Here is a 21,509-nt window from a genome sequence, read left to right on the forward strand (position 1 = left end):
GCAAGCCATGGTAGAAGGCTCGGCGGTGGAGGTAGAAATGGGCGTGCAGCTGAATATCAAGGATGCCGAAACCGTCCGTCTAGCGCGCGAACTGGCCGATGCCACCGGCCAGCCGGTAACGCAGGCGATCAAGCAGGCGCTGGAGCGGGAGCTGGCAGTCCTTCGAGATGACAAGAATGCGCGCCGGGAGGAATTTCGGGCAATCGTCCGAGAGGCGCGGAAGCGCTGGAAGCCCGAATATGACGGTGAAGAGCTTTCGGTCACCTATAAGGATCATCTTTACGATGAGCGCGGGCTGCCGAAATGATCGTCGATACGTCGGCTCTGGTCGCCATGCTTCGTGGCGAAGCCGAGGCCGACTCGTTCTACGACCTGCTCGAAGGCAATCCAGGCGCGCGGATCTCGGCCGGATCGTGGGTCGAACTCGGCCCGGTCCTGTTGGCATTAGGCCTGCCCGCCCTTGATGAAAAACTTCATGATCTCGTGCGTGTCCTCCGCCTCTCGATCTCGCCTGTGACTGCGGAGCAAGCCGAAATTGGGCGCCGCGCTTATGCGCGGTTCGGAAAGGGCAACCACCGCGCCCGGCTGAACTTCGGCGATTGCTTCGCCTACGCGCTGGCCAAGGCCAGCGGTGAACCCCTGCTCTTCAAGGGCGACGATTTCGGCCATACCGACATCCTGGTCGCGTGAATCCGCGCAAGCACAGCTTTCCCCCGGTGGTGAACAAGTCGGTCCGCCTGCTTGTCCTCGGCTCGCTGCCCGGCGAGGCGTCGCTCGCCGCCAGGCGTTACTATGCGCATCCGCAGAACCAGTTCTGGCAGTTGATTTCCGCCGCGGCGGGAATCGATCTTGCTGCGCTGGACTACGACGATCGCCTGGCCGCATTGCTGGAGGCGCATATCGGGCTGTGGGACGTCGTCGCCAGCGCCACGCGGCCCGGTAGCACAGACGCTGCGATCCGCGACGTGGAGGAGCATGATATCGCCGCGCTCGCCGCCGACCTCCCCGATTTGCGCGCCATAGCGTTCAACGGGGGCACCGCGCTCAAGCACGGCCTCAAGCAACTCGGCGCGGCGGCAAAGTCCTATGAGATCGTCGCCTTGCCTTCGAGCAGCCCGCTGCACACCATAGGCCTCGCGGCCAAGCTTCCCGCCTGGGAGGGGCTTCGCGGGTTCCTCTAGTCCGCGGCGTTTTGCGCTTCGGGCGAGCCGGGATCGGGCAGCTTCTGGCCGGCGCATCCCCTTAGAATCCGCGCACCGATCTTTACCTGCGCCTTGAGCGGCAATGTATTCTCTTCCCCGCCGACCTCCAGGCAGCTTTCGCCGGTTAGCGTGATCGTGACCGCTTCGCCCTGCGGTGTCCGGGTCTCGATCGCAGCGACATTGCCGGTGACCTTCGGCGCCGCCGCGGGCCAGACCGTCTTCACGCCGTCCTCGATGCTGAAATCCTCGAACTCGATCTTTCCCGGCTCGACTCCCAGCAACCAGTAGGGCTCGGTCCCGAAAGCTTCGACACGCTTGCCAAAATCGACCCCTGCCACGCTGGTGGAGGTGGGCTTTTGCTGAAGCACCTGCGGGTCGAGCGCGGCATTCTCGCCTCGCTTCTCCGCCTCTTTCGCCGATTCTCCGCAGCTTGCGAGCAGCATCAGCATCGTGGCAGTTGCGATATGGCGCATCTCATCCCCCGGAATTTCCCCAAGCGTGGCCGCTGCAACGCTGTCGGTCAAGCTATGCGGCACGGGCATGTTTCGCTAATGTTCCGTCCGAAATGCCCACCGATTCGCCCTTCCTGGCCTTCCCTCCGAGACCGCTCCGCTGGCTGTTTCTCGATCTCAATTCCTATTTCGCCAGCGTCGAGCAGCAACTCGATCCGGCATTGCGGGGCAAGCCGATCATCGTCGCGCCGGTCGACAGCGACACCACCGTCGCCATCGCCGCTTCGGTCCAGGCCAAGAAATTCGGGATCGGCACGGGCACGCCCGTCTGGGAAGCCAAGCGCCTGTGCCGGGATCTGATCGTCACGCCCGCGCGCCACGACAAATATGTGGAGTTTCACGAGCGCATCGTCGAGGAAGTCTGGCGGCACATTCCGGTGACTCATGTCTGCAGCATCGATGAAGTGGCGTGCCGCCTGCTCGACAACGAGAACAGCCCCGAAGCCGCGATCGCGCTCGCCCACCGCATCAAGACCGGCATCCGCGCGAATATCGGCGAGTGCATGACCAGTTCGGTGGGGATCGCGCCCAATCGCCTGCTCGCAAAGCTCGCGTCGGACATGCAGAAGCCGGACGGGCTGGTGATGTTCACCGAGGATCAGCTTCCGGAGCGCCTTTACGGTATGAAGCTGCGCGACATCGCGGGGATCGGCGCCAAGATGGAGCGGCGGCTGGCGCAGGACGGCATCCTGGATATCCGCCAATATTGCGAACGCCGCCCACGCGACGCCGGGAACGCCTGGGGCGGCAGCAATGGCGATCGGCTCTGGTATCAGCTCCACGGCGTCGACCTGCCCGAAAAGCCGACGCAGAGCCGCACGATCGGGCACAGCCATGTTCTCTCACCCGCCAAGCGCGGGCTTGAGCCGACGCGCCTCACCGCGCGCCGCCTCGCGCTCAAGACGGCGAGCCGCTTGCGCCGCAAGGGCTATCGCAGCCGGCTGCTGGTTCTCCACGGGAAATTCGAAGACGATAAGAGCAATTGGCGCGCCTCGGTGAAGCTGCCCTGCACGCAGGATAGCTTCGTCATTCTGCACGCGCTCGACGGGCTGTTCCCCCGCCTCGCCGAGGCCGGCCGCGCGAGGCCCGGCGGTTTTCGGCTCCGCATGGTCGGCGTCACGCTGTGCGAGATAGAGGCCGTCGAAGGTGAACAGGGATCGCTCTTCGCCAGTCTCGATCCCGACGACCCGCTTGCGCGCGAGACCCGGACCCTGTCCCTCAGCAAGGCGATGGACCGCATCAACGAGAAGTTCGGGCGCAATGCCGTTTCGGTGGGTCCCCTGCACGGCGGCAGGCTTGATCGCGTCGGCACAAAAATCGCGTTCGGTCGCATTCCGGAAATGAACGAGTTCCATGAATAGCCGCGGCCGATTCAGGCGTGCGCAACAATAGGAATGCTATACTGCGCCGCACAAAAAGAATGTGATTCTATATCACGAATCGCTTGACCGCTTGCGTCCCTTCGGAGAAACCCGCGTCCCTATGAACAAAACCTCACTCCTTGCCGCCGCCGCCGCGCTCCTGTCGCTCGCAGCATGTAATCAAAAGCCCGAAGAAGTCAGCGGCACCGCGCCCGATCCCCAGGCAGAAGCGCTGAAGAACGCGCCCAAGGTCGAGCTCCCGCCCTCGATCGCCGCGAGCAAAATCATGCGCTGCGGCGATAACAGCCTTGTGTTCGTGGATTTTTTCCAGGGCGACAAGCAGGTTCAGGTCAGGACCGCGAAGGACGGCCCCGCTACGATGCTCAAGGCGCCGAACGCTGGCGAGCCCTATGTCGCCGATGGCGGCTTCAAGCTGACCGGCGACGCGAAGTCGGTAACCGTCGTGACGCCCAACCAAGGCACCCGCACCTGCAGGGCCTGAGCGCCATCACCCTCCTATTTTTCAGGGCCGGCGGGCATTTCCGCCGGCCCTTTTTCATGCCAGCCTGCGTTTAATGCGGTCAGGCACCCAATCATGAGCCATCCGCTCCCCCCGCAGCTAGAGCTGGACCCCGATCTCGTCCTCCGCGCTTATGCGATGGGGGTTTTCCCGATGGCCGATCACCGGCTGGCCTCCAGCGTCTATTGGGTCGAGCCGAAGCTGCGCGGCGTGCTTCCGCTCGGCGAATTCCATCTCTCGCGATCGCTCAGGAAAACCATCCTGGCTGACCGCTTCAAAGTCACGGTCGATCAGGAATTCCAGCGGATTGTGCAGCTCTGCGCCGAATCCGCGAGCGACCGGCCCGACACTTGGATCAACGGCCCGATCGAGCGCGTCTTCGTCGAGCTTCACCGCCGGGGCTTCGCCCATTCGATCGAATGTTGGGAGGGAAACAGTCTTGTCGGCGGCCTGTACGGCCTCGCGCTGGGCCGCGCCTTTTTCGGCGAATCGATGGTCACGCGGGTGCGCGATGCTTCCAAGGTCGCCTTCGCACACCTCGTGGCGCGGCTGAAGGCAGGCGGCTTCACTCTGCTGGATTGCCAGTTCCAGACCGACCATCTCGCCTCATTGGGGGCGGTCGAAGTTTCGCGTGACGATTATGTCTCGTTGCTGGGCGCCGCGCTCGGGGAATCGACGGCTGGCCTGGCATCTGGGGCGCCCGTCGTGGATGGCGACTTCTTCGCGCTGGACCGCCCGGACGGTCCGCCGCCCGCCGCTGGGGCAGTCACCGTCTCCGGCCCGCTATCCTTGAAAGTCATCGCGCAGCTCTTGGGCCACACATCGTAGATTCCGTGCTGGACCACGTTGAGGGCCGGGCGTTCCTTGAACAGCCAGCCCGAAAACACGCGTCGCCATGTCTTGTCGAGCTGCTCGACATCGACCTGCACGAAGGCGCCGGTTAGCTGGTCCTGCTCCCAGGGCGCCGTCCTGTCGCACGCGCGCAGGCGGATGATGACATTCTCGACCCGCACCGCCTGTCCCGGCTTGATCTTGAACTCGCGCGTCGAGCCGTTGCGCTTGTTGAGGATGCCGAGCACCGCCTCGCGCTCGTTCATCGGCGTCGCTCCCGCGTCTTCGACGCCCTCGGCGCGAACCGAGATCGTTTCCTCCGCCCCGCGCGAATCGGCGCCGCCCGTCGTCACGACTTCGTCTGCGGCGGTGTTATTGCCGCCGCCCCCATCCTGGCATGCGGCCGCGAGCAGCAGCAAGGCCGCGGCATGCGGCGCGCGCAATCTCATGCGCCCGGAGTCCAGGCCTCGTAATCGCCGGTCGCGGCAGCGCGCCGCCCCCCCTTTTCCAGCGCGCCGGGCGGACGATAAGCAAGCTCGGTCCCGGTCTGATTGGGCTCGGGGGGCTTTTCCCAGGCGCGTGGCGCCGGCAGCGCTGCATCGGGTGCTTCGACAATCTGATGGTGGAGCCAGCTGAACCATTCGGCCGGCACGCGGCTCGTGTCGTTGGCGCCATTATACATTACCCAGCGCCGCGGATTGCCCGCAGTGTCGCTGCCGCCCTGCCAATAGACGTTGCCCAGCGCATCCTCACCCACCCGCACCTTGCCGCGCAGGCCGATCCAGGTGCCGAAAGTGGCGCCTTCCCACCAGGTGAAGATGTTCTTGAAAATGGCCATGCGCGCCCGATACCGCGCGGCTTTGGGGGAGGCAATCGAATCCTCCCCTTCCAATGGCTCTCATCGAACGAGCCTGATGTCGGAAGCCATCACATGAACGCCCAATACAGGAGTACAATAAGACCAAGACCCGCCAAAAGAACGGCACCCGGCAATCGCGTTTCCTGATGTTCACCGCGGTGGACCTCGCTCTCAAGATACCCCGCGTCGAGCGCTTCCAGGTCAGCCAGCGCCTCGGCAATGTCGCGCTTCTGCTTTGCCTCGTAGGCCGCATCCTTCGCGCGGATATCGTCATCTTCAGCCCAATGGCTGAGGCGCTGCCATGCTATGCGCTCCAGATTGCACAGATCACGCGGGTCCGGGCATGCCGCCCAGAGGTCGTCGTTCGTAAAGGCGTCGCCAGTATCGACGCGCTTCAAAGCGCTGATCAGAAATGAGCGGACCTCACTCACAAAAGGCCGGCGCCTTCGCCGCCAAAGCTTATCGCCCCTGCCCCGGCCAGGTGACCTTGTCGCCCGGGGCGATGCCCAGCTCGGCCGCCTTGCCGCCGTTGATCTCCAGCACGGCGTTCACCGGTTCGCCCGATTTCACCGGGTCTTCGGAATAGGGAATGGTATTTTCCGCGATCGAAGCGATCGTGCCGTCGGGGCGAATGAAGATGATGTCGAGCGGGCTCGGGGTGTTCTTCATCCAGAAGCTCGCTTCGCGAGGGGCCCCGCCGCCGGCGGGATAGGGCGTGAAGATCATGCCGCCATCCGCCGGGATGCCGGTGCGGAACATCAGCCCCCGCTCCTGTTCGGCTGCGCTACGGGCGACATCGACGTTGAAAACCCGCACCCCGCCGGCGGTCCGCACGGTCACCGCCAATTTGGCCGCGGCCTGGTCCACGCTGGCGCTGGCGCCCGCATCGCTCTTGCAGGCCGCGCTGCCGAGCAGCGCCACCGCGGCAATCGCCGCCCCCAACGCACGTACGAACTTCATGATGCTCAGCCGGTCCTTTCGACCGCTACGGCGAGCGGCCCCTTGTCGCCATCCAGGATGCGGGCCCGAAGGGGCTGGCCGGGTTCGATCTCTTCGATCTCGGCGCGCCGCAATGTCTCCATATGGACGAATATATCGGCGGAGTCGCTGCCGCGCACCAGGAATCCGTAGCCTTTCAGCCGATTGAACCATTTAACCGCTACCGGCTCGAACGGGCCGGCCGAGGCGATCATTTCCAGCCGGTCCGAGCGCTCGGCCTGGCGCTTGGGCGCTTCGACTGCCTGGCTCAGGTCGATCGACTTGATTTCGCGCGCCTGCAGCCCGCGATTGCGCGTCACCGCGGTGCATTCGACTCGCGCGCCTTCGGGCAGGCTACGGCGGCCATGTTCCTGAAGCACGGTGAAATGGATCAGGATGTCGCCGACCGCGCCGTCGTCCGCGACCAGAAACCCGAATCCCCTGGTGACGTCGAACCATTTGACGACGCCGGAATAAATCTGCTCGTCGGCTGCCTGATCGCCGTCGAACACATCGTTAACCGGCGACGCAACGGCGAAGTCCCTCGACGCAAGCTGCGGATCAGCACGCATTTTCATTGTCCCCCAACGGAGAACTTTAACACAAGATTTTCCGTAATTGGAATTGCTTTATATCAATCGGACGCGAGCAGCGCTTCTGCATCCTCGCCGGGGGCCATCCGGACGATCACTCGCGCCAGATGCGGAGCGTGCCCGGCGCGCACCATCGCCGCGACTTGCTTCTCCTGCAACGGCCGGTCGGCAAGCGCGCGGGCATAGGGCCCGATGCTCTTGCGCCGGGCAAAGGCGATGACGCTGGCGGCCGTATTTTCCTCCAGGATCGGCCGAACCGCCTCGGCATCCTCTCCCTCGATGCCGTCGAAGCGCAGCGCCTGGGTCACGCGGCGCGCGCCCAGTCCCCGCCGGCCCATCGCCCCGGCCTTCGATTCGGCAAAGGCGCGGTCGTTCACATAGCCAAGATCGGCCATGCGCTGCGCCAGCGCGGCCACGTCGGGCTGCTCCTCCCCGCTCCACCCGCGCTCGCGTATCTTGCGGCGCAGATAATCGCCAAGCTTGCCTCTTGTGGTCGCATAGCGCTCGACATAGCGCAGCGCGAACCACTCCAGGTCGGAGGACTTGAGTGGGTCGAGAGGGCGGTCGCGGCGGCGCATGCGCCATGTTTGTGCCACAGTGGCAACCGAATTTGAACGACAGTCCGTTGCAGAGGCAGGATAAGTCTTTGCGTCGTGGGGGCACGACGACGCCGTCAATCAGGGGCACGGATAAACGAATGGATCTGGAAGTTTCGGGATCGCACGAGACGGGCGTGGACCAGGCAAAGCCGGTTCCAACGCCAACCGACGATACGCTGCCGCGTCGTCTGGCTGACTTCGCCACGCTGGGCGAGGCTCTGGATTATGCTGCGCAGGGGGTGCGCGGGCTCAATTTCCACGATGCGCGCGGCAATCTCGCCCGGCCTTACCCTTTTTCGGAGATGCGCGCGGATGCGCTGGCCCAGGCGCGCCGGCTGATCGCCGCGGGCGTGAAGCCAGAGGACCGCATCGCGCTGATTGCGGAGACCGGGCCCGAGTTCGCCAGCCTGTTCTTCGGCGTGATCTATGCCGGCGCCTGGCCGGTGCCGCTTCCGCTGCCGACCAGTTTCGGCGGCGCGCAATCCTATATCGGCCAGCTTGCCGTCCAGCTTCAGAGCTGCGACCCGACGATGCTGATCTATCCGCCCGAGATCGGCGCGATGTGCGCGGAGGCTGCTCGCCTGCGCGGAGTCGAGGGCATCGACTGGTCCGAATTCGCGACGCGGCCGGATCCCGACGCCGCCCTCCCCCAGGCGAGCACAGGCGATATCGCCTATCTGCAATATTCAAGCGGCTCCACGCGCTTCCCCCATGGCGTCGCGATCACGCACCACGCGCTGCTCAACAATCTGGCGGCCCACAGCCACGGCATGCATGTCGGAGAGGGTGACCGCTGCGTCTCCTGGCTGCCCTGGTATCACGATATGGGGCTGGTCGGCTGCCTGCTCTCGATCGTCGCCAACCAGGTCTCGACCGACTATCTGAAGACCGAGGATTTCGCCCGGCGTCCGCTGGCCTGGCTCGACCTGATCAGCCGCAACCGGGGCACGACGCTCAGCTATTCCCCCACCTTCGGCTACGATATCTGCTCGCGCCGCATGTCGAGCCAGACCAAGGCTTCGGACCGTTTCGATCTGTCGCGCTGGCGCGTCGCGGGCAACGGCGCGGACATGATCCGCCCCGATGTTATGCAGCATTTCGTCGATGCGTTCGCCGATGCCGGATTCAAGGCCAGCGCGTTCCTGCCCAGCTACGGGCTTGCCGAAGCGACGCTCGCCGTCTCCATCATGCCGCCGGGCGAAGGCATCCAGGTCGAGCTCGTCGAGGAAACCCAGCTTTCCGGAGGCGCCTCGCGCGCCGATCGTCCCCAGCGCTACCGCGCCATCGTCAATTGCGGCAAGGCCGCGCGCGACATGCAAATCCAGATTCGCGAGGAAGACGGCACGCCGCTTCCGGACAAGGCGATCGGCAAGGTCTGGTGCAAGGGTCCGTCAGTGATGGTCGGCTATTTCCGCGATCAGGAATCGACTGACGCATGCCTCGTCGATGGTTGGCTCGATACCGGCGACATGGGCTATCTAAGCGAAGGCTATATCTACATCGTCGGCCGGGCGAAGGACATGATCATCGTCAATGGCCGCAACCATTGGCCCCAGGATATCGAATGGGCGGTCGAGCAGCTTCCGGGCTTCAAGCAGGGTGACATAGCGGCTTTCGCGATCACCACGCCGGGCGGCGAGGAAACCCCCGCCGTGCTCGTCCAGTGCCGCACCTCCGACGAAGGCGAGCGCGTCCGCCTGCGCGAGGAAATCCGCGAGCGCGTCCGCTCGGTCACCGGCATGAACTGCGTGATCGAACTCATCCCGCCCCGCACCCTGCCGCGCACCAGCTCGGGCAAGCTAAGCCGCGCCAAGGCCCGCAACCTCTATCTGAGCGGCGACATCAAGCCTTACCCGCTGGCGGCTTGAGGTAACCCGGTCCGACGCAGCCGCCTCCCCTCCCTTCCAGGGAGGCGAGAATAAGGCAGCCGCGTTCTCGCACCGAAAGCTTGGACAATGATCGATGCGACGATGCAACGGGGCACGGGCAGAGCCACGACCCTTTTGAAACTTTCGGCGAATGGTCTGGCGATGCGGACGCCGCCGCATTCGCAAGACTTGGACTTTCTTAGGCTCGTGCCCGAAAAATTCCCGCTCCCCGCCCCAAACCTAACCTCTCGCTAACCTCCCCTCGGTACATCCATCGGGTGACCAGTCAGACGACATCCCAATTCGCGCGCCCGCGCATCGATGCCCGCGCGCTGCTCGGGCTTTACGACCCGGCGGACACTACCGATTGGGGGCCGATTCGCGCCGCGCAGATGCATGCGGGCAGCCAGCTCGCTTTGTTCATGCTCGCGGCGAACCTGATCGGCGCGACGCTCGTCACGCTGATTCTCGCGCCGCTCGTCCCCTTGTGGCAGCTCGCCAGCTGGAGCGCGCTGGTAGCCGCGGCCGGCGTCGCGGTGGCGTTCCGCCGCCTGTCGAAGCGCCATCGTTTAGCCGTGACGGCCACGCTGGGCGACGTGCGCGACACCGTGCTGGACGGCATCGCCCTGGGGGCGGTCTGGTCGATACCCCCGCTCGCATTCGGGCACCTTGCCGATGCGAGCGCGGCGCTCGGGCTGTGGATAATCCTCTCGCTGCTGATGACTGCCTCGGCGGTCGCGATGGCGGCGCTGCCGCTGGCCACCATCACCTTCGTCTCGATCGTCGGCGCTTCGATCGTCACTACGCTCCTGCTCATCGCCAATCCGCTGCTTGCCGCGGCGGCCGCCTTGTTCACGGTGCTGCTCACCATGGCCACTTTCGGGCGCGGCAAGGCGCTGGTCGTCATCCGTGCGAGCGAGATAGCCATCTCCGAGCGCGACGAGACCGTCAGCCTGTTGCTGCGCGAAACCGAGGATTCGGGCGCGGACTGGCTGTGGGAAATCGACGCGCAACGCCGCGTGATCCGCGCCAATCCGCGCTTCGCCTTGTCGCTCGGGGCCGATCCCAAGACGATCAACGGAACCGCGTTCCTCCAGCTGCTTGCCGGGCCGACCTGGGAAGCAGGCAATTTCGCCGCGGGCCTCCGCGAACTGGCCGACCGGCTCAAGAGCCGCGAAGCCTTTCGCGATCTGCTGCTGCCCGTCCTCGTCAATGACGAGGAACGCTGGTGGGAAATGTCGGCCTCGCCGCGCATCGATGACAGCGGAAGCTTTTGCGGCTTCCGCGGCGTCGGCTCGGATGTGACCGAGGCGCGGAAGTCGGCCGACAAGATCAACAAGATGGCGCGGTTCGATACGCTGACCGGCCTGCCCAATCGCCTGTTCATCAACGAGACCTTGTCCCGCGCCATGGCCGAGGCCGATAAATGGGGCTCGCGTTGCGCGTTCATGATGATCGATCTGGATCGCTTCAAGGCAGTCAACGACACGCTGGGCCACCCGATGGGCGACAGGCTGCTGGGGCGCGTTTCCGAACGGCTCAAGCATCTCATCACCGATAACGAGATGATCGGCCGGCTTGGCGGCGACGAGTTCGCCGTGGTCGTGCGCGACGCGACCGACACCGCGCGCACTGAGCGCCTGGCCCAGGCGATCGTCGATGCGCTTTCAAAGCCGTATGAAGTCGATCAGCACACGCTGTACATCGGCTGCTCGGTCGGCCTCGCCACCAGCCCGCGCGATGGGCGGACCGCCGAGATGCTGGTTCGCTCGGCCGATCTGGCGCTCTATCGCTCGAAGGACGCGGGCGGCGGCGTCTTCCACGCGTATGAGCCGCAGCTTCACTTGGCGGCGGAGGAGCGCCGCGTGCTCGAAATCGCGCTGCGCAGCGCCGTCGAAAATGGCGAGATGCACCTCAATTACCAGCCGGTGGTCAGCGCTGATTCGGGGCAGCTCACAGGCTTCGAAGCGCTGCTGCGCTGGACGCACCCCGAACTCGGCAACGTCTCCCCCGCGAAATTCATCCCGCTCGCCGAAGAGGCCCGGCTGATCGCCCCGATCGGCGAATGGGTGCTGCGCACCGCATGCGACGAAGCCGCCCGCTGGGATATGCCGATGCGCGTCGCGGTCAATGTCAGCCCCGAACAGCTCTACAACCCGTCCTTCGTCAGTGTCGTCGCACAGGCGCTGGCGCAATCGGGCCTGCCCGCCGAACGGCTGGAGCTGGAAGTCACCGAGAGCGTCTTCATGCGTGAAGGCACGGTGGCGATCGAAGTGCTCGAAAGCATCCTCGATCTCGGCATCCGGCTGAGCCTCGACGATTTCGGCACCGGCTATTCCTCCCTCGGCTATCTCGCGCGCACGCGTTTCAGCTCGATCAAGATCGACCGCAGCTTCGTCCAGGACGCATCGCAAGGCGTGAAGGAGGCCATCGCGATCATCCGCGCCGTGGTCGCGCTTGCCGAGAGCCTGGGCATGGCGACAACCGCGGAGGGCGTCGAGACCGAGGAGGAGCACCACATGGTCCAGCGGCTGGGCTGCACCAAGGTGCAGGGCTATTATTTCGGCCGTCCCCTTCCCGCGCACGAAGCACGGACGCTGACGATGCGCCCTATGGGCGACGCGAGCGCCGCCGCGTAATGCGGCTTCGGGCCCAGCCCCTTGCCCGAGCGGCGGGGCCTCGCTAAAGCCGCGAGCCGCACAGGGGCGTAGCTCAGCTGGTTAGAGCGTCGGTCTCCAAAACCGAAGGCCCTCGGTTCGAATCCGAGCGCCCCTGCCATTTGTTTCCCAGCCTGGTCGGAGTGCCGATGTTCCGCGCGATGTACGACTGGGTTTTGCGCATGGCGCACCACCGGCACGCGATGCGCGGGCTCGCGGCGGTTTCGTTCGCGGAGAGCAGCTTCTTCCCGATTCCGCCGGACGCGATGATGATACCGATGGTGCTGGCGCGCCGCGACCAAGCCTATCGCATCGCCGCGGTCTGTTCGATCGCTTCGGTGATCGGCGGCATGTTCGGCTATGCGATCGGCTATTTCCTGTGGGACAGCGTCGGCCAGTGGCTGGTCGGTGTCTATCACATGGAAACCAAGGTCGAGGCGCTTCGCCAGGGCTATGCGAATTACGGCGCGGCGATCATCCTAGTCAAAGGGCTGACTCCCATTCCGTTCAAGCTGGTGACGCTGGCCAGTGGTTTCTTCGCGTTCAACTTCCCGTTGTTCGTGATCCTGGCGACGATCACGCGCGCCGCGCGCTTCTTCATCATCGCCGCCTTGCTCAAGCGCTTCGGCGAGCCCGTTCAGGCGTTTATCGAAGAGCGGCTCAACCTATTCGCCTGGGGTTTTCTCATCCTTCTCGTAGGCGGGTTCGCGGCGATAGCCCTGCTTTAGCGCCTCCCGCGTCCCGCCCATGACGCGGCTTGCGCGGGGGTGATTCAGTCGCTAGATATCCGGCCCAATCCGATAGCGTCACGGGAAAGCGCCGGTTCCTCTGGGAGGAACCCGGCGGCGGACCCATGCCCCTCGGCGGAAAATATTTTGGAAGCGAGGCCAAGGTGGCGAAAACCAGTCCCATCGAATTCATGCGCCAGGTGCGCCAGGAAACGTCGAAGATCGTGTGGCCGTCGCGCCGCGAGACGGTCATGACCGGCGTGATGGTGATCATCATGACCAGCTTCCTCGGCATCTTCTTCATGGGCGTGGATTCGGCTTTCGACGCGCTCGTCCGCTTCCTGCTCAGCCTCGCCAGCAAGGGATAATCATGTCGCGCTGGTACATAATCCACGCTTATTCGGGTTTCGAGGGCAAGGTCCGCGATCAGATCCTGTCGGACGCAAACCGCATGGGGCTGACTCCGTTCGTCGAATCGGTCGAAGTGCCGACCGAGACGGTGACCGAGGTTCGCCGCGGCAAGAAGATTCAGTCCGAGCGCAAATTCTTTCCGGGCTATGTGCTCGCCAAGCTCGACATGAACGACGACGTCTATCACCTGGTGAAGAACACGCCGAAGGTGACCGGCTTCCTGGGGAGCATGGGCAAGCCTCAGGCGATCAGCGAGGCCGAGGCCTCGCGCATCCTCAACACCAAGGAAGAGGCCGCCGCCGCGCCCAAGGCGCGCGTCAGCGTCGATTACGATATCGGCGACACGGTCAAGGTCACCAGCGGCAATTTCGCGACCTTCTCGGGCGTGGTCGAGGAGCTCGATTTCGACCGCAGCCGCGTCAAGGTCTCGATCTCGATCTTCGGCCGCGCGACGCCACTGGAACTCGGCTTCGAGGATGTCGAGCGGATCAAGTAGCCCTGGCCCGCGCTTTCCGCTTCACATCGCCAGGTAGCTGAGCATCAGGCAGTTGAGCCCGATGATCACGGCCGCGACGGCATAAGCGGTCCACTTTATCCACCCGCGATTGGCGAACTTGCCCATCTTGGCGGGATCGCTGGTAAAGCGCACGAGCGGCACCACCGCAAAGGGCAATTGCAGGCTGAGCACCACCTGGCTCGCCACCAGCAGCTTCGCCGCGCCGGTATCCCCCCACCACGCCACCACCAGCACCGCCGGGACGATCGCCAGCGATCGCGTGATCGTGCGGCGCAGCCAGGCCGGCAGGCGCAGATTGAGGAAGCCCTCCATCACGATCTGGCCGGCCAGCGTGCCGGTGATCGTCGAATTCTGCCCCGAAGCCAGCAGCGCGATGCCGAAGAGCATGCTCGCCATCCCGGTCCCCAAAGCGGGAGTCAGCAGATGATAGGCATCCTGGATTTCGGCCACGTCTGTCCGGCCGTTCTGGTGAAAGGCAGCGGCGGCGAGAATCAGGATCGCGGCGTTGATGAAGAAGGCCAGCGCCAGTGCGATCGTGCTGTCCAGCGTCGCCATCGTGATCGCTTCGCGCTTCCCCTCATCGGTGCGATCGAAATCGCGCGTCTGCACGATCGCCGAATGGAGATACAGATTGTGCGGCATCACCGTGGCGCCAAGGATGCCGATCGCGATGTAGAGCATCAGCGGGTTGGTCACGATCTGCGGGCTGGGAATCAGCGAGACCGCGATCGCGGCAATGCTAGGCTGGGCCATCGCCAGCTCCACCCCGAAACAGACCGCGATGACGATCAGCAACGCAATGATAAAGGCTTCGAGTTTGCGAAACCCGTAGCGCTGGAGCGCGAGGATCAGCAGCACGTCTAGCGCCGTAAGCGTCACGCCCGCGACGAGCGGTATTCCGAAGAGCAGGTTTAGCGCGATCGCGGTGCCGAGCACTTCGGCCAGGTCGCAGGCGATGATCGCGAGTTCGCACAGGACCCACAGCATCATCCGCGTGACCTTGCCATAGCTCTGGCGGCAGGCCTGGGCGAGATCGAGGCCCGCGACGATGCCGAGTTTGGCGGACAGCGACTGAAGGAGCATCGCCATCAGGTTGGAAAACAGGATGACCGACAGGAGAGTATAGCCGAACGCCGATCCGCCGGCGATGTCGGTGGCCCAGTTGCCCGGGTCCATATAGCCGACCGCCACCAGATATCCCGGCCCGGCGAATGCGCCGAACTTGCGCCAAAAACGCCCGCCGCCTTTCGGAACCTTTATGGTCCGAAAGACGTCGGGCAGGCTGGGGGGGATCTTTTCGGCGGGCGTAGCGGCCAGCGTCGCTTCACCCTCGGCAGGCGGCATTCTCAGCCACTCGCGGCGCTAAGGCGGATATTGCCGTTGACGCCCACGGGGAAGAAGCCCCCGCGATCGACGGCGGCCTTGTTGAGATAGGCGATGTTGAGCACCTGCCCCGCGCTGCGGCTGAAGGCGATGCCGCTCGAATCCGTGGGCACGATATTCGATGCGCTGCCGATCGGGCGGATGCCCTGATCGATGTCGCTGGCGCCGTCCAGGCCGTCTCGCGCATTCGAGATCGCCTCGGTCGCGTCGATAGCCGACGGTGTCGCTATGCCCTTGCGGTACAGCACGGTCCGGATCAGCCCCGCATGATAGGCCTCGGCCGCCAGAATGCCCGCCGCCGCTTCGAGATAGGTCTTGTTCGTGAGCAACGGCGAAGCCCCCTTATAGGCGGATACACCTACATCCTCGAAGATGAATGCCGCCAGCAGGAAGTTCTGGTCGTTGGCATAAGGATCGAAGGCCACGCCTGGCCCTACCAGGCCGGCGGCCCGCGCTGCGTTGGAGAAAGCTCCATTGGGATCGGCCGAGATATCGAGCGCCGGCTGCGCGACTGCGGAGTTTCCGAGTACGGTGCGCAGGAAAGCAACGTGCTGCTGCTCGTCCGATGCGATCTCCCGCGCATAGCGGCCCACTGCGGGATCGGTGAAAGCCACCTGACGTCCGCCGGTGGGTGCGCCGGGAGTACCGGTGCCGCCAAGTAGGGCGATCGGGATCGAGACGCCATTCGCTGCGTAGGAATAGAATTGCGCTTCGAGATATTCGAGGTTTAACGCAAAGTTGAGCACGTCGAAATCCGCGTTCCCGGTCGTGGGTGGCGTCGGCGTTGGCGTGGGGGCCGGCGTGGTGACGGAGCCTGGGCCGTCATTGTCGCTGCTGCACCCGGCCAATGCCAGTCCTGCCGCCGCGACGCTGGCGCCGCCCGCGAGCCGGATGAATTCGCGCCGCTCGTTGCGCCGCTTCTCGGTTGCGTCGAGAACTTCGAGAACAATGTCATGATTCATGGGAAAACTCCCTTATGCCGTTGCGGGCTTAGTTTGCGGCGCTGGTGCGGACCGAGCCATTGACTCCGGCGGGGAAGAACCCCCCGCGATCGGTGGCGGCGCGGTTGAGGTAAGCGATGTTCAGCACTTGGCCGGGAGAGCGGCTGAAGGCGAGGCCGTTGCCGTCGAGCGGGGCGATATTGCTCATGTTGCCGATCGGGCGAATCCCCTGATCCAGGTCGGTCGCACCATCCAGACCGTCCCGCGCGTTGGAAATCGCCTCGGTCGCGTCGATCAATGCGGGAGTAGCGATCCCCTTGAAGTCGAGCACCGTGCGGATGAGCGCGGCATGATAGGCTTCCACGGCCAGAATGCCCGCAGCGGCCTCCAGGAACACCTTGCTGGTGATCAGCGGCGATGCGCCCTTATACGCAGTCACGCCTACGTCTTCGAAGATATAGGCTCCGAGCAGGAAATTCTCGTCGCTCGAATAGGGATCGAAAACCTGCGCGCCCGAGATGAGCCCGGCGGCCCGCGCCGCAGCCGAAAAGGCCCCGGTGGGCGAAATGTCGATCGCCGGCTGGGCGACGCGAGTCGCGCCGATCGCGTCGCGCAGGAACGTCACGTGCGCGATTTCGTCCGCGGCGATCTCGCGGGCATGTTGCGCCACGACGGGATCGGTGAAGGCCACCTGTCGTCCGCCAGTGGCCAGGCCGGGAGTGCCCGTGCCGGTCAGCAAGGTCGGGTTGAGGCCCACGCCGAATGCGGCGAAGGAATAGAATTGCGCTTCGAGATATTCGAGGTTGAGCGCGAAATTGAGCACGTCGCCGTCCGTCGGCGCTGCCTGCGCCTGGGCTTGGCCGATGTGTCCCGCGGCGGTGAGTCCGGCGCCGGCCGCGGCCGCAAGGCCCAGGGCGCGGAAGAAATCACGCCGCTCTTCGCGACGTTGCGCTCGGGCGTCGAACACCTCGAGCAATTCCGTGTCAGTGCTCATGAAAGCTGCCTCCTGGGTTTGCAGTGGAAAGCGGAACAAGGGGGCGGCGCGCAGGTTCCTTAACGGATATTCATGAGTACGCTGGCGTACGGAGTGCATCCGATCGGCCCTGTTCGACGAATATGTTTTCTAATGAGAATGTTGCGTCGTTGAATTGAGGTCATGAATGCCGGCAAGCCAGAGCAGTGATTGTGAGCCGCGCCCCGTTCCGGCATCCCGCCGCAATCTGCTGCTTGCGTCGCTGCGACCGGGCGACGCGCGCCTGATCGAGCCCCATCTCAGCCGCGTCAGCTATGCTCCGGGAGATATCGTGGCGTCGCTAGACCGCCCCCTCGACAACGCCTTTTTTCCGGAAACCGCGATCATATCCTTCCGCGACGCGGGGCCCGCCAGCCGGCCGGAAATCGGCATGGTTGGGCATGAAGGGATGATCGGATGGCCCTTATTATTGGGCTGCGAATCCTCGCCGCTGATGTGCGTCGCCCGCACGAGCGGGACCGCGCGGGTCATTCGCAAGGCTCCGTTGCTCGAAGCCTGCCATATCAGCGCGACGCTGCATGCCGCGTTGCTCCGCTACGTCCACAATTTCATGCTGCAGATGGCATGTACCATCGCATCCTCCGCCGACACGATCGAGCGTCGCGTAGCGCGCTGGGTGCTGATGCTGGACGACCGGCATGAAGGCGAGGCGATGGCCCTGACGCACGACCAGATCGCCTCCGCCCTGCATGTGCGCCGCGCAAGCGTGACCGATTGCCTCCATTTGCTCGAAGGCGACGGCGTCCTGAAATGCGTCCGCGGGCGCATCGTGGTCCGCGACCGCCATGCGCTGCAAGTGATTGCCGGCGCCCCTTATGGCGTGCCCGAAGCGCATTACGCTATGGAGATCGTGCGCCGCTAGGTCCGCACGACGAACCGTTCCACCCGATATTCTCTCAATCGACATCCAGACAGTGAACCTCGCGGATGCATGCGAGTTGAGCCGCTATCGCAACGAGCAGGCGTCCCGGGCCAGACCTGCCGCTTTCGCGCTGCGACCAAGTAGGCGTTCCAAGGAGAGAGATAATGAATAACAACGATAACAGCGCATTCGGCTTCGACGATCCCAATCGCGGTCCACTGGATCGCGCCGCCAATGCGGTGACCGGCGAAACCGGGGGCCTCTCCGCCGCGATGGGAACCGATTCAACCGAGGGCCGGCGCTCGGGAAATGCCGGCGTCGTCTCGGCGATCTTCGACAGCAATGATGAAGCGCAGCGCGCAGTCTCGGAGCTTCGCGAGCTGGGCGTCACCGATTCTGATCTTTCGCTCATCGCGCAGTCGAAGGGAACGATGACCACCCGCGAAGGCGGTGGCGAAATCACCGATGAGGAACACACCAATATTCTCCGCGGCATTCTCGGTGGCGGAGCGCTCGGTGCGGGGCTCGGCGTGGCGGCGCTCGCGATTCCGGGCGTGGGTCCGCTCGCGGCGCTCGGCGCAATCGCGGCATCGGCGGTTCCCGAAGCCATGGCGATCGGTGCGGTGGCAGGCGCCGCCGCGGGCACGTTCAACGAGGCATTGAAAAAGCACGGCGTGGGCGATGACGACGCCGCTTATTACGGCGATCGCCTGAAGGGCGGCGGAGTGCTCGTAACCGTCAACGCCGATGGCGTCGATCGTCAGGAAGCGCAGGAAACGCTCTATCGAAATGGCGGCCATTCGGCCTCACGCGCCCGAACCGCGGCGATGTAGAATATCGAGCCGGGAGCCTCGCTCCCGGCTCGCCTTCCGATCGAAACCTCGCGCCTAATGCGCGCGCCGCACCTTGTGCAGCACGAAGGCTATCAGGCCGCCGACCGCCAGGCCGAACAAGCCGGACATGGTAGCGGTGACGACCCAGGCGAGAATGGCTCCGACAGGACCCGTCGCATGCGACACCGCCTCGGCGATATCGTGGATTGCATGCGTGGGAAGGCCGAAGCCGAGTACTTCGAGGCCGTGGACCAATATCCCGCCGCCCACCCATATCATCGCGGCCGTCCCGATTATCGAGAGGCCGTGCATCAGGACCGGCATGCCCTTCACCAGGCCGCGGCCCAGCTTCCGCACCGGCGCGCTGCGCCGCTGGGCCAGGTGCAGGCCTACGTCGTCCATCTTCACGATCAGCGCCACCACTCCGTAAACGCCGATGGTGATGCCGATCCCGACCAGCGCGAGCACCACTGCCTGGGTCAGGATCGGGGCGGAGGATACGTCCGCCAGGGCGATCGCCATGATCTCGGCCGACAGGATCAGGTCCGTGCGGATTGCGCCGCTGATCTTCGACTGCTCCAGCTCGGCCGCATCCAGGGGCGTCTCTTCAACCGCGCCATGATCATGATCCCCGAAAGCCTCCATCGCCTTTTCGGCGCCCTCGAAGCACAGATACGCCCCGCCAAGCATCAGCAGGGGGGTAACCGCCCATGGCGCGAAGCCGCTCAGCACCAGCGCGGCCGGCAGCAGGATCAACAGCTTGTTGCGGAGCGACCCCATGGCGATCTTGGCGATGATCGGCAGCTCGCGCTGCGGCGAGAGGCCGACCACGTAGCGCGGCGTAACCGCGGTGTCGTCCAGGACGACTCCGATCGCCTTTCCCCCCGCCTTGCCGGCGGCGGCTCCCACATCGTCCAGCGAAGCCGCGGCCAGCTTGGTGATGCCGGCGATGTCGTCGAGCAGGGCAACTAGTCCGGATGGCATGTCGGCGGGTCTCGCGGGGATGGTTGTCGGCTGAGCTCGCTCCTGAACTCTCGCATCGGTTACTAGCTCCATTGGCGCAGGACACAAAGGGTTCCTCCTTTCGCCCGATCCGCTATCTGGAATCGCATGGTCCCCAGGAGCAGGCATGGCCAAGCACCGCATCTATTCCGTCAGCGTCGCGAGCGTTTATCCCCATTATGTCGCCAAGGCGGAAAGGAAGGGGCGCACCAGGGCCGAAGTCGATGAGATCATCTGCTGGCTGACGGGGCACCGCCCGGAAACGCTGGCTGAAGAATTGGCCCGGGGCGCGACCTTCGAGGATTTCTTCGCGCAAGCGCCAGCGATGAATCCTTCGCGATCGCTGATCACCGGCACGATCTGCGGCGTCCGCGTGGAAGAGGTGGACGAGCCCGTAATGCGCGAGATCCGCTATCTCGACAAACTGGTGGACGAACTCGCCAAGGGCCGCGCGATGGACAGGATCTTGCGGAAATGATGCGGCCCCGGCGCGTCGCCGCTCATTTCAGCGTGAAGTTCATCCGATCGACAAACCAGCGCGCCTTCGCCTCGCCGGTCGGTGCGAAATCGCCGCGCTCGGATCGCGCGAGCGCGGCCATCCCGACGATCGTGTTGAGCATCGGGCATTTCGTGTCGTCGATCAGGTAGCGGCTGGCCTTGCCGTCCGGCCCCACCATCGCGGCGTAGCGGACATCGATGTCGAACTTGTTCGCCTTCTGCCCCGGCAGCACGCACTCGCCCTTGCGCAGCGCCTCGCGCACCATGGAGACCAGCTGGAGATAGGGCGCGCGGTGGCGGACCTGGAGCGGCGGCAATTTGTCCCAGTTCGCGCTGCCGATCTGGAGCGCCTCGGGCACGGCGGGAGTTTTGAGGTCGAGCAGCGGCTCCTGCGAATAATCATCCTCCCGGCGGCGGTCTGCCCGGCCCTTCCCCCATGCGGTTTCGCTCATGCAGATCATCGCCTTGCGCGTGAACGTACCGGTGGGCAGCACTTCGCGGCATATGACACGCGGGTTCGCCGGCTGGTCCGCCATGGCTGGCGCAGTCGCCGGCACCACAAGCGACGCCAGCAAGCCCGCCACATATGCTGAATTCAATCCGTTCACGCGATCTCTCCCCGCCCCGTTCGTCCGTGGCCGCCCCGTCAAGACTGTTACACCCGACTAAGGCACCCGCACAAGCGCTTTCAATTGCGGCGATTTCCAACGGGCCTCCCGCGATTGCCGCCAACAAGCTTGCCTTTCGCCCCCGCCTTCGCTATCCGCCCGCGCTTCCAAAGCACAGCGATGGAATCCGCGGGAGGCCGCCTCATGGGCAGCCGTCTGTACCGCTAAACTTGAACGGGTCGAAGCGCTCAGGCGCCGCGGCCCTCTACAGAGTGAGAAAAATGGCAAAGAAGATTACCGGCTATATCAAGCTGCAGGTGCCCGCCGGCGCCGCCAATCCGTCGCCGCCGATCGGCCCGGCGCTTGGCCAGCGCGGCGTCAACATCATGGAGTTCTGCAAGGCGTTCAACGCCGCGACGGGCGACCTTGAGAAGGCCACGCCGATCCCCACCGTGATCACCGTCTATGCGGATCGCAGCTTCTCGTTCGAGACCAAGACGCCCCCGGCGTCGTTCCTGATCAAGAAGGCCGCGAATCTCAAGGCCGGTTCGAAGGAGCCGGGCAAGATCTCCGCGGGCAAGATCGCACGCTCGAAGCTCACCGAGATCGCGCAGGTCAAGATGAAGGACCTCAACGCGAACGATATCGAAGCGGCTACCAAGATCATCGAAGGCTCCGCTCGCGCGATGGGCCTCCAGGTTGTGGAGGGTTAA

Annotated in this window: 26 protein-coding genes, 1 tRNA gene and 1 pseudogene; 16 read left to right on the forward strand and 12 right to left on the reverse strand. The window is 64.7% G+C overall.

What is annotated here, in order from left to right:
* The first annotated feature begins 37 nt into the window (after window positions 1-37).
* Genes VF617_RS09600 through VF617_RS09610 form a run of 3 tightly spaced genes read left to right on the forward strand, consistent with a single transcriptional unit; the run spans window position 38 to window position 1,181 of the window.
* The gene (locus tag VF617_RS09600) at window positions 38-307 is read left to right on the forward strand and encodes a type II toxin-antitoxin system VapB family antitoxin (RefSeq protein ID WP_331014660.1); all 270 of its coding nucleotides are present in this window, start codon (window positions 38-40) and stop codon (window positions 305-307) included.
* Window positions 304-690, forward strand: coding sequence for a type II toxin-antitoxin system VapC family toxin (locus tag VF617_RS09605; RefSeq protein ID WP_331014661.1), 387 nt, complete (start codon window positions 304-306; stop codon window positions 688-690). Before VF617_RS09600 ends, VF617_RS09605 begins: the two co-directional genes overlap by 4 nt.
* On the forward strand, window positions 687-1,181 hold the full coding sequence (locus tag VF617_RS09610; protein ID WP_331014662.1) for a DNA-deoxyinosine glycosylase: 495 nt from the start codon (window positions 687-689) through the stop codon (window positions 1,179-1,181). Before VF617_RS09605 ends, VF617_RS09610 begins: the two co-directional genes overlap by 4 nt.
* Here VF617_RS09610 and VF617_RS09615 read toward each other — a convergent pair.
* Complete coding sequence (locus tag VF617_RS09615; RefSeq protein ID WP_331014663.1) at window positions 1,178-1,675, reverse strand: hypothetical protein; 498 nt, start codon at window positions 1,673-1,675, stop codon at window positions 1,178-1,180. The genes VF617_RS09610 and VF617_RS09615 overlap by 4 nt on opposite strands.
* A gap of 92 nt (window positions 1,676-1,767) precedes the next feature.
* Between VF617_RS09615 and VF617_RS09620 the strand changes: the two genes are divergently transcribed.
* The 3 genes from VF617_RS09620 (at window position 1,768) to aat (ending at window position 4,423) form a co-directional block, all read left to right on the forward strand.
* Complete coding sequence (locus VF617_RS09620; RefSeq protein ID WP_331014664.1) at window positions 1,768-3,075, forward strand: type VI secretion protein ImpB; 1,308 nt, start codon at window positions 1,768-1,770, stop codon at window positions 3,073-3,075.
* 121 nt (window positions 3,076-3,196) lie between these two features.
* Complete coding sequence (locus VF617_RS09625; protein WP_331014665.1) at window positions 3,197-3,577, forward strand: hypothetical protein; 381 nt, start codon at window positions 3,197-3,199, stop codon at window positions 3,575-3,577.
* A gap of 93 nt (window positions 3,578-3,670) precedes the next feature.
* A complete protein-coding gene (aat, locus tag VF617_RS09630; protein ID WP_331014666.1) occupies window positions 3,671-4,423 on the forward strand; it encodes a leucyl/phenylalanyl-tRNA--protein transferase in 753 nt (250 codons plus the stop codon).
* A 35-nt stretch (window positions 4,424-4,458) separates the two neighbouring features.
* Here the strand turns inward: aat and VF617_RS09635 are convergent.
* From VF617_RS09635 to VF617_RS09660, 6 genes and pseudogenes are all read right to left on the reverse strand, one after another.
* A pseudogene (locus tag VF617_RS09635) lies at window positions 4,459-4,875 on the reverse strand (DUF2155 domain-containing protein); the annotation flags it as partial.
* On the reverse strand, window positions 4,872-5,264 hold the full coding sequence (locus VF617_RS09640) for an NADH:ubiquinone oxidoreductase subunit NDUFA12 (protein WP_331014667.1): 393 nt from the start codon (window positions 5,262-5,264) through the stop codon (window positions 4,872-4,874). The pseudogene VF617_RS09635 and the gene VF617_RS09640, both read right to left, overlap by 4 nt.
* An 89-nt stretch (window positions 5,265-5,353) precedes the next feature.
* The gene (locus VF617_RS09645) at window positions 5,354-5,683 is read right to left on the reverse strand and encodes a hypothetical protein (RefSeq protein WP_331014668.1); all 330 of its coding nucleotides are present in this window, start codon (window positions 5,681-5,683) and stop codon (window positions 5,354-5,356) included.
* A gap of 61 nt (window positions 5,684-5,744) precedes the next feature.
* On the reverse strand, window positions 5,745-6,245 hold the full coding sequence (locus tag VF617_RS09650; RefSeq protein WP_331014669.1) for a DUF192 domain-containing protein: 501 nt from the start codon (window positions 6,243-6,245) through the stop codon (window positions 5,745-5,747).
* Window positions 6,246-6,250: 5 nt separating this feature from the next.
* Window positions 6,251-6,835 (reverse strand): cold-shock protein, encoded by a 585-nt coding sequence (locus VF617_RS09655; protein ID WP_331014670.1) that lies wholly within the window; start codon window positions 6,833-6,835, stop codon window positions 6,251-6,253.
* A gap of 62 nt (window positions 6,836-6,897) precedes the next feature.
* Entirely contained in the window at window positions 6,898-7,434 is a 537-nt protein-coding gene (locus VF617_RS09660) for a regulatory protein RecX (protein ID WP_331014671.1), read from the reverse strand.
* A 119-nt stretch (window positions 7,435-7,553) separates the two neighbouring features.
* Here VF617_RS09660 and VF617_RS09665 point away from each other — a divergent pair, with 119 nt between their 5' ends.
* The 6 genes from VF617_RS09665 (at window position 7,554) to nusG (ending at window position 13,615) form a co-directional block, all read left to right on the forward strand.
* A complete protein-coding gene (locus VF617_RS09665) occupies window positions 7,554-9,323 on the forward strand; it encodes a fatty acyl-AMP ligase (protein ID WP_331014672.1) in 1,770 nt (589 codons plus the stop codon).
* 278 nt (window positions 9,324-9,601) lie between these two features.
* Window positions 9,602-11,962: a putative bifunctional diguanylate cyclase/phosphodiesterase gene (locus VF617_RS09670; protein ID WP_331014673.1), complete on the forward strand. Its 2,361-nt coding sequence runs from the start codon at window positions 9,602-9,604 to the stop codon at window positions 11,960-11,962.
* A 62-nt stretch (window positions 11,963-12,024) separates the two neighbouring features.
* A tRNA-Trp gene (locus tag VF617_RS09675) sits at window positions 12,025-12,101 on the forward strand.
* Between the two features lie 28 nt (window positions 12,102-12,129).
* Window positions 12,130-12,708 carry a YqaA family protein gene (locus tag VF617_RS09680; protein WP_331014674.1) on the forward strand — a complete coding sequence of 193 codons (579 nt, stop codon included), beginning with the start codon at window positions 12,130-12,132 and terminating at the stop codon, window positions 12,706-12,708.
* A 164-nt stretch (window positions 12,709-12,872) separates the two neighbouring features.
* Window positions 12,873-13,076: a preprotein translocase subunit SecE gene (secE, locus tag VF617_RS09685; RefSeq protein WP_331014675.1), complete on the forward strand. Its 204-nt coding sequence runs from the start codon at window positions 12,873-12,875 to the stop codon at window positions 13,074-13,076.
* 2 nt (window positions 13,077-13,078) lie between these two features.
* A complete protein-coding gene (nusG, locus tag VF617_RS09690; protein WP_331014676.1) occupies window positions 13,079-13,615 on the forward strand; it encodes a transcription termination/antitermination protein NusG in 537 nt (178 codons plus the stop codon).
* A gap of 21 nt (window positions 13,616-13,636) precedes the next feature.
* On the opposite strand, the gene VF617_RS09695 is transcribed toward nusG, so the two are convergent.
* From VF617_RS09695 to VF617_RS09705, 3 genes are read right to left on the reverse strand one after another with little or no spacing between them, the layout of a single operon-like run.
* Entirely contained in the window at window positions 13,637-14,980 is a 1,344-nt protein-coding gene (locus VF617_RS09695) for an Nramp family divalent metal transporter (protein ID WP_331014677.1), read from the reverse strand.
* A gap of 2 nt (window positions 14,981-14,982) precedes the next feature.
* Window positions 14,983-15,981: a ferritin-like domain-containing protein gene (locus VF617_RS09700; protein ID WP_331014678.1), complete on the reverse strand. Its 999-nt coding sequence runs from the start codon at window positions 15,979-15,981 to the stop codon at window positions 14,983-14,985.
* 28 nt (window positions 15,982-16,009) lie between these two features.
* On the reverse strand, window positions 16,010-16,954 hold the full coding sequence (locus tag VF617_RS09705) for a ferritin-like domain-containing protein (protein WP_331014679.1): 945 nt from the start codon (window positions 16,952-16,954) through the stop codon (window positions 16,010-16,012).
* A gap of 166 nt (window positions 16,955-17,120) precedes the next feature.
* Here VF617_RS09705 and VF617_RS09710 point away from each other — a divergent pair, with 166 nt between their 5' ends.
* Complete coding sequence (locus VF617_RS09710) at window positions 17,121-17,855, forward strand: Crp/Fnr family transcriptional regulator (RefSeq protein WP_331014680.1); 735 nt, start codon at window positions 17,121-17,123, stop codon at window positions 17,853-17,855.
* 164 nt (window positions 17,856-18,019) lie between these two features.
* On the forward strand, window positions 18,020-18,688 hold the full coding sequence (locus VF617_RS09715; protein ID WP_331014681.1) for a hypothetical protein: 669 nt from the start codon (window positions 18,020-18,022) through the stop codon (window positions 18,686-18,688).
* 54 nt (window positions 18,689-18,742) lie between these two features.
* Here VF617_RS09715 and VF617_RS09720 read toward each other — a convergent pair whose 3' ends face one another.
* Complete coding sequence (locus tag VF617_RS09720; RefSeq protein WP_331014682.1) at window positions 18,743-19,672, reverse strand: DUF808 domain-containing protein; 930 nt, start codon at window positions 19,670-19,672, stop codon at window positions 18,743-18,745.
* 145 nt (window positions 19,673-19,817) lie between these two features.
* Here VF617_RS09720 and VF617_RS09725 point away from each other — a divergent pair, with 145 nt between their 5' ends.
* Entirely contained in the window at window positions 19,818-20,168 is a 351-nt protein-coding gene (locus tag VF617_RS09725) for a DUF2200 domain-containing protein (RefSeq protein WP_331014683.1), read from the forward strand.
* Between the two features lie 22 nt (window positions 20,169-20,190).
* On the opposite strand, the gene VF617_RS09730 is transcribed toward VF617_RS09725, so the two are convergent.
* On the reverse strand, window positions 20,191-20,796 hold the full coding sequence (locus VF617_RS09730) for a hypothetical protein (RefSeq protein WP_331014684.1): 606 nt from the start codon (window positions 20,794-20,796) through the stop codon (window positions 20,191-20,193).
* Between the two features lie 281 nt (window positions 20,797-21,077).
* Here VF617_RS09730 and rplK point away from each other — a divergent pair, with 281 nt between their 5' ends.
* Complete coding sequence (gene rplK, locus VF617_RS09735; RefSeq protein WP_331014685.1) at window positions 21,078-21,509, forward strand: 50S ribosomal protein L11; 432 nt, start codon at window positions 21,078-21,080, stop codon at window positions 21,507-21,509.

Origin of the sequence: Sphingomonas sp. (assembly GCF_036388215.1) — a bacterium.
Lineage (GTDB): Bacteria > Pseudomonadota > Alphaproteobacteria > Sphingomonadales > Sphingomonadaceae > Sphingomonas.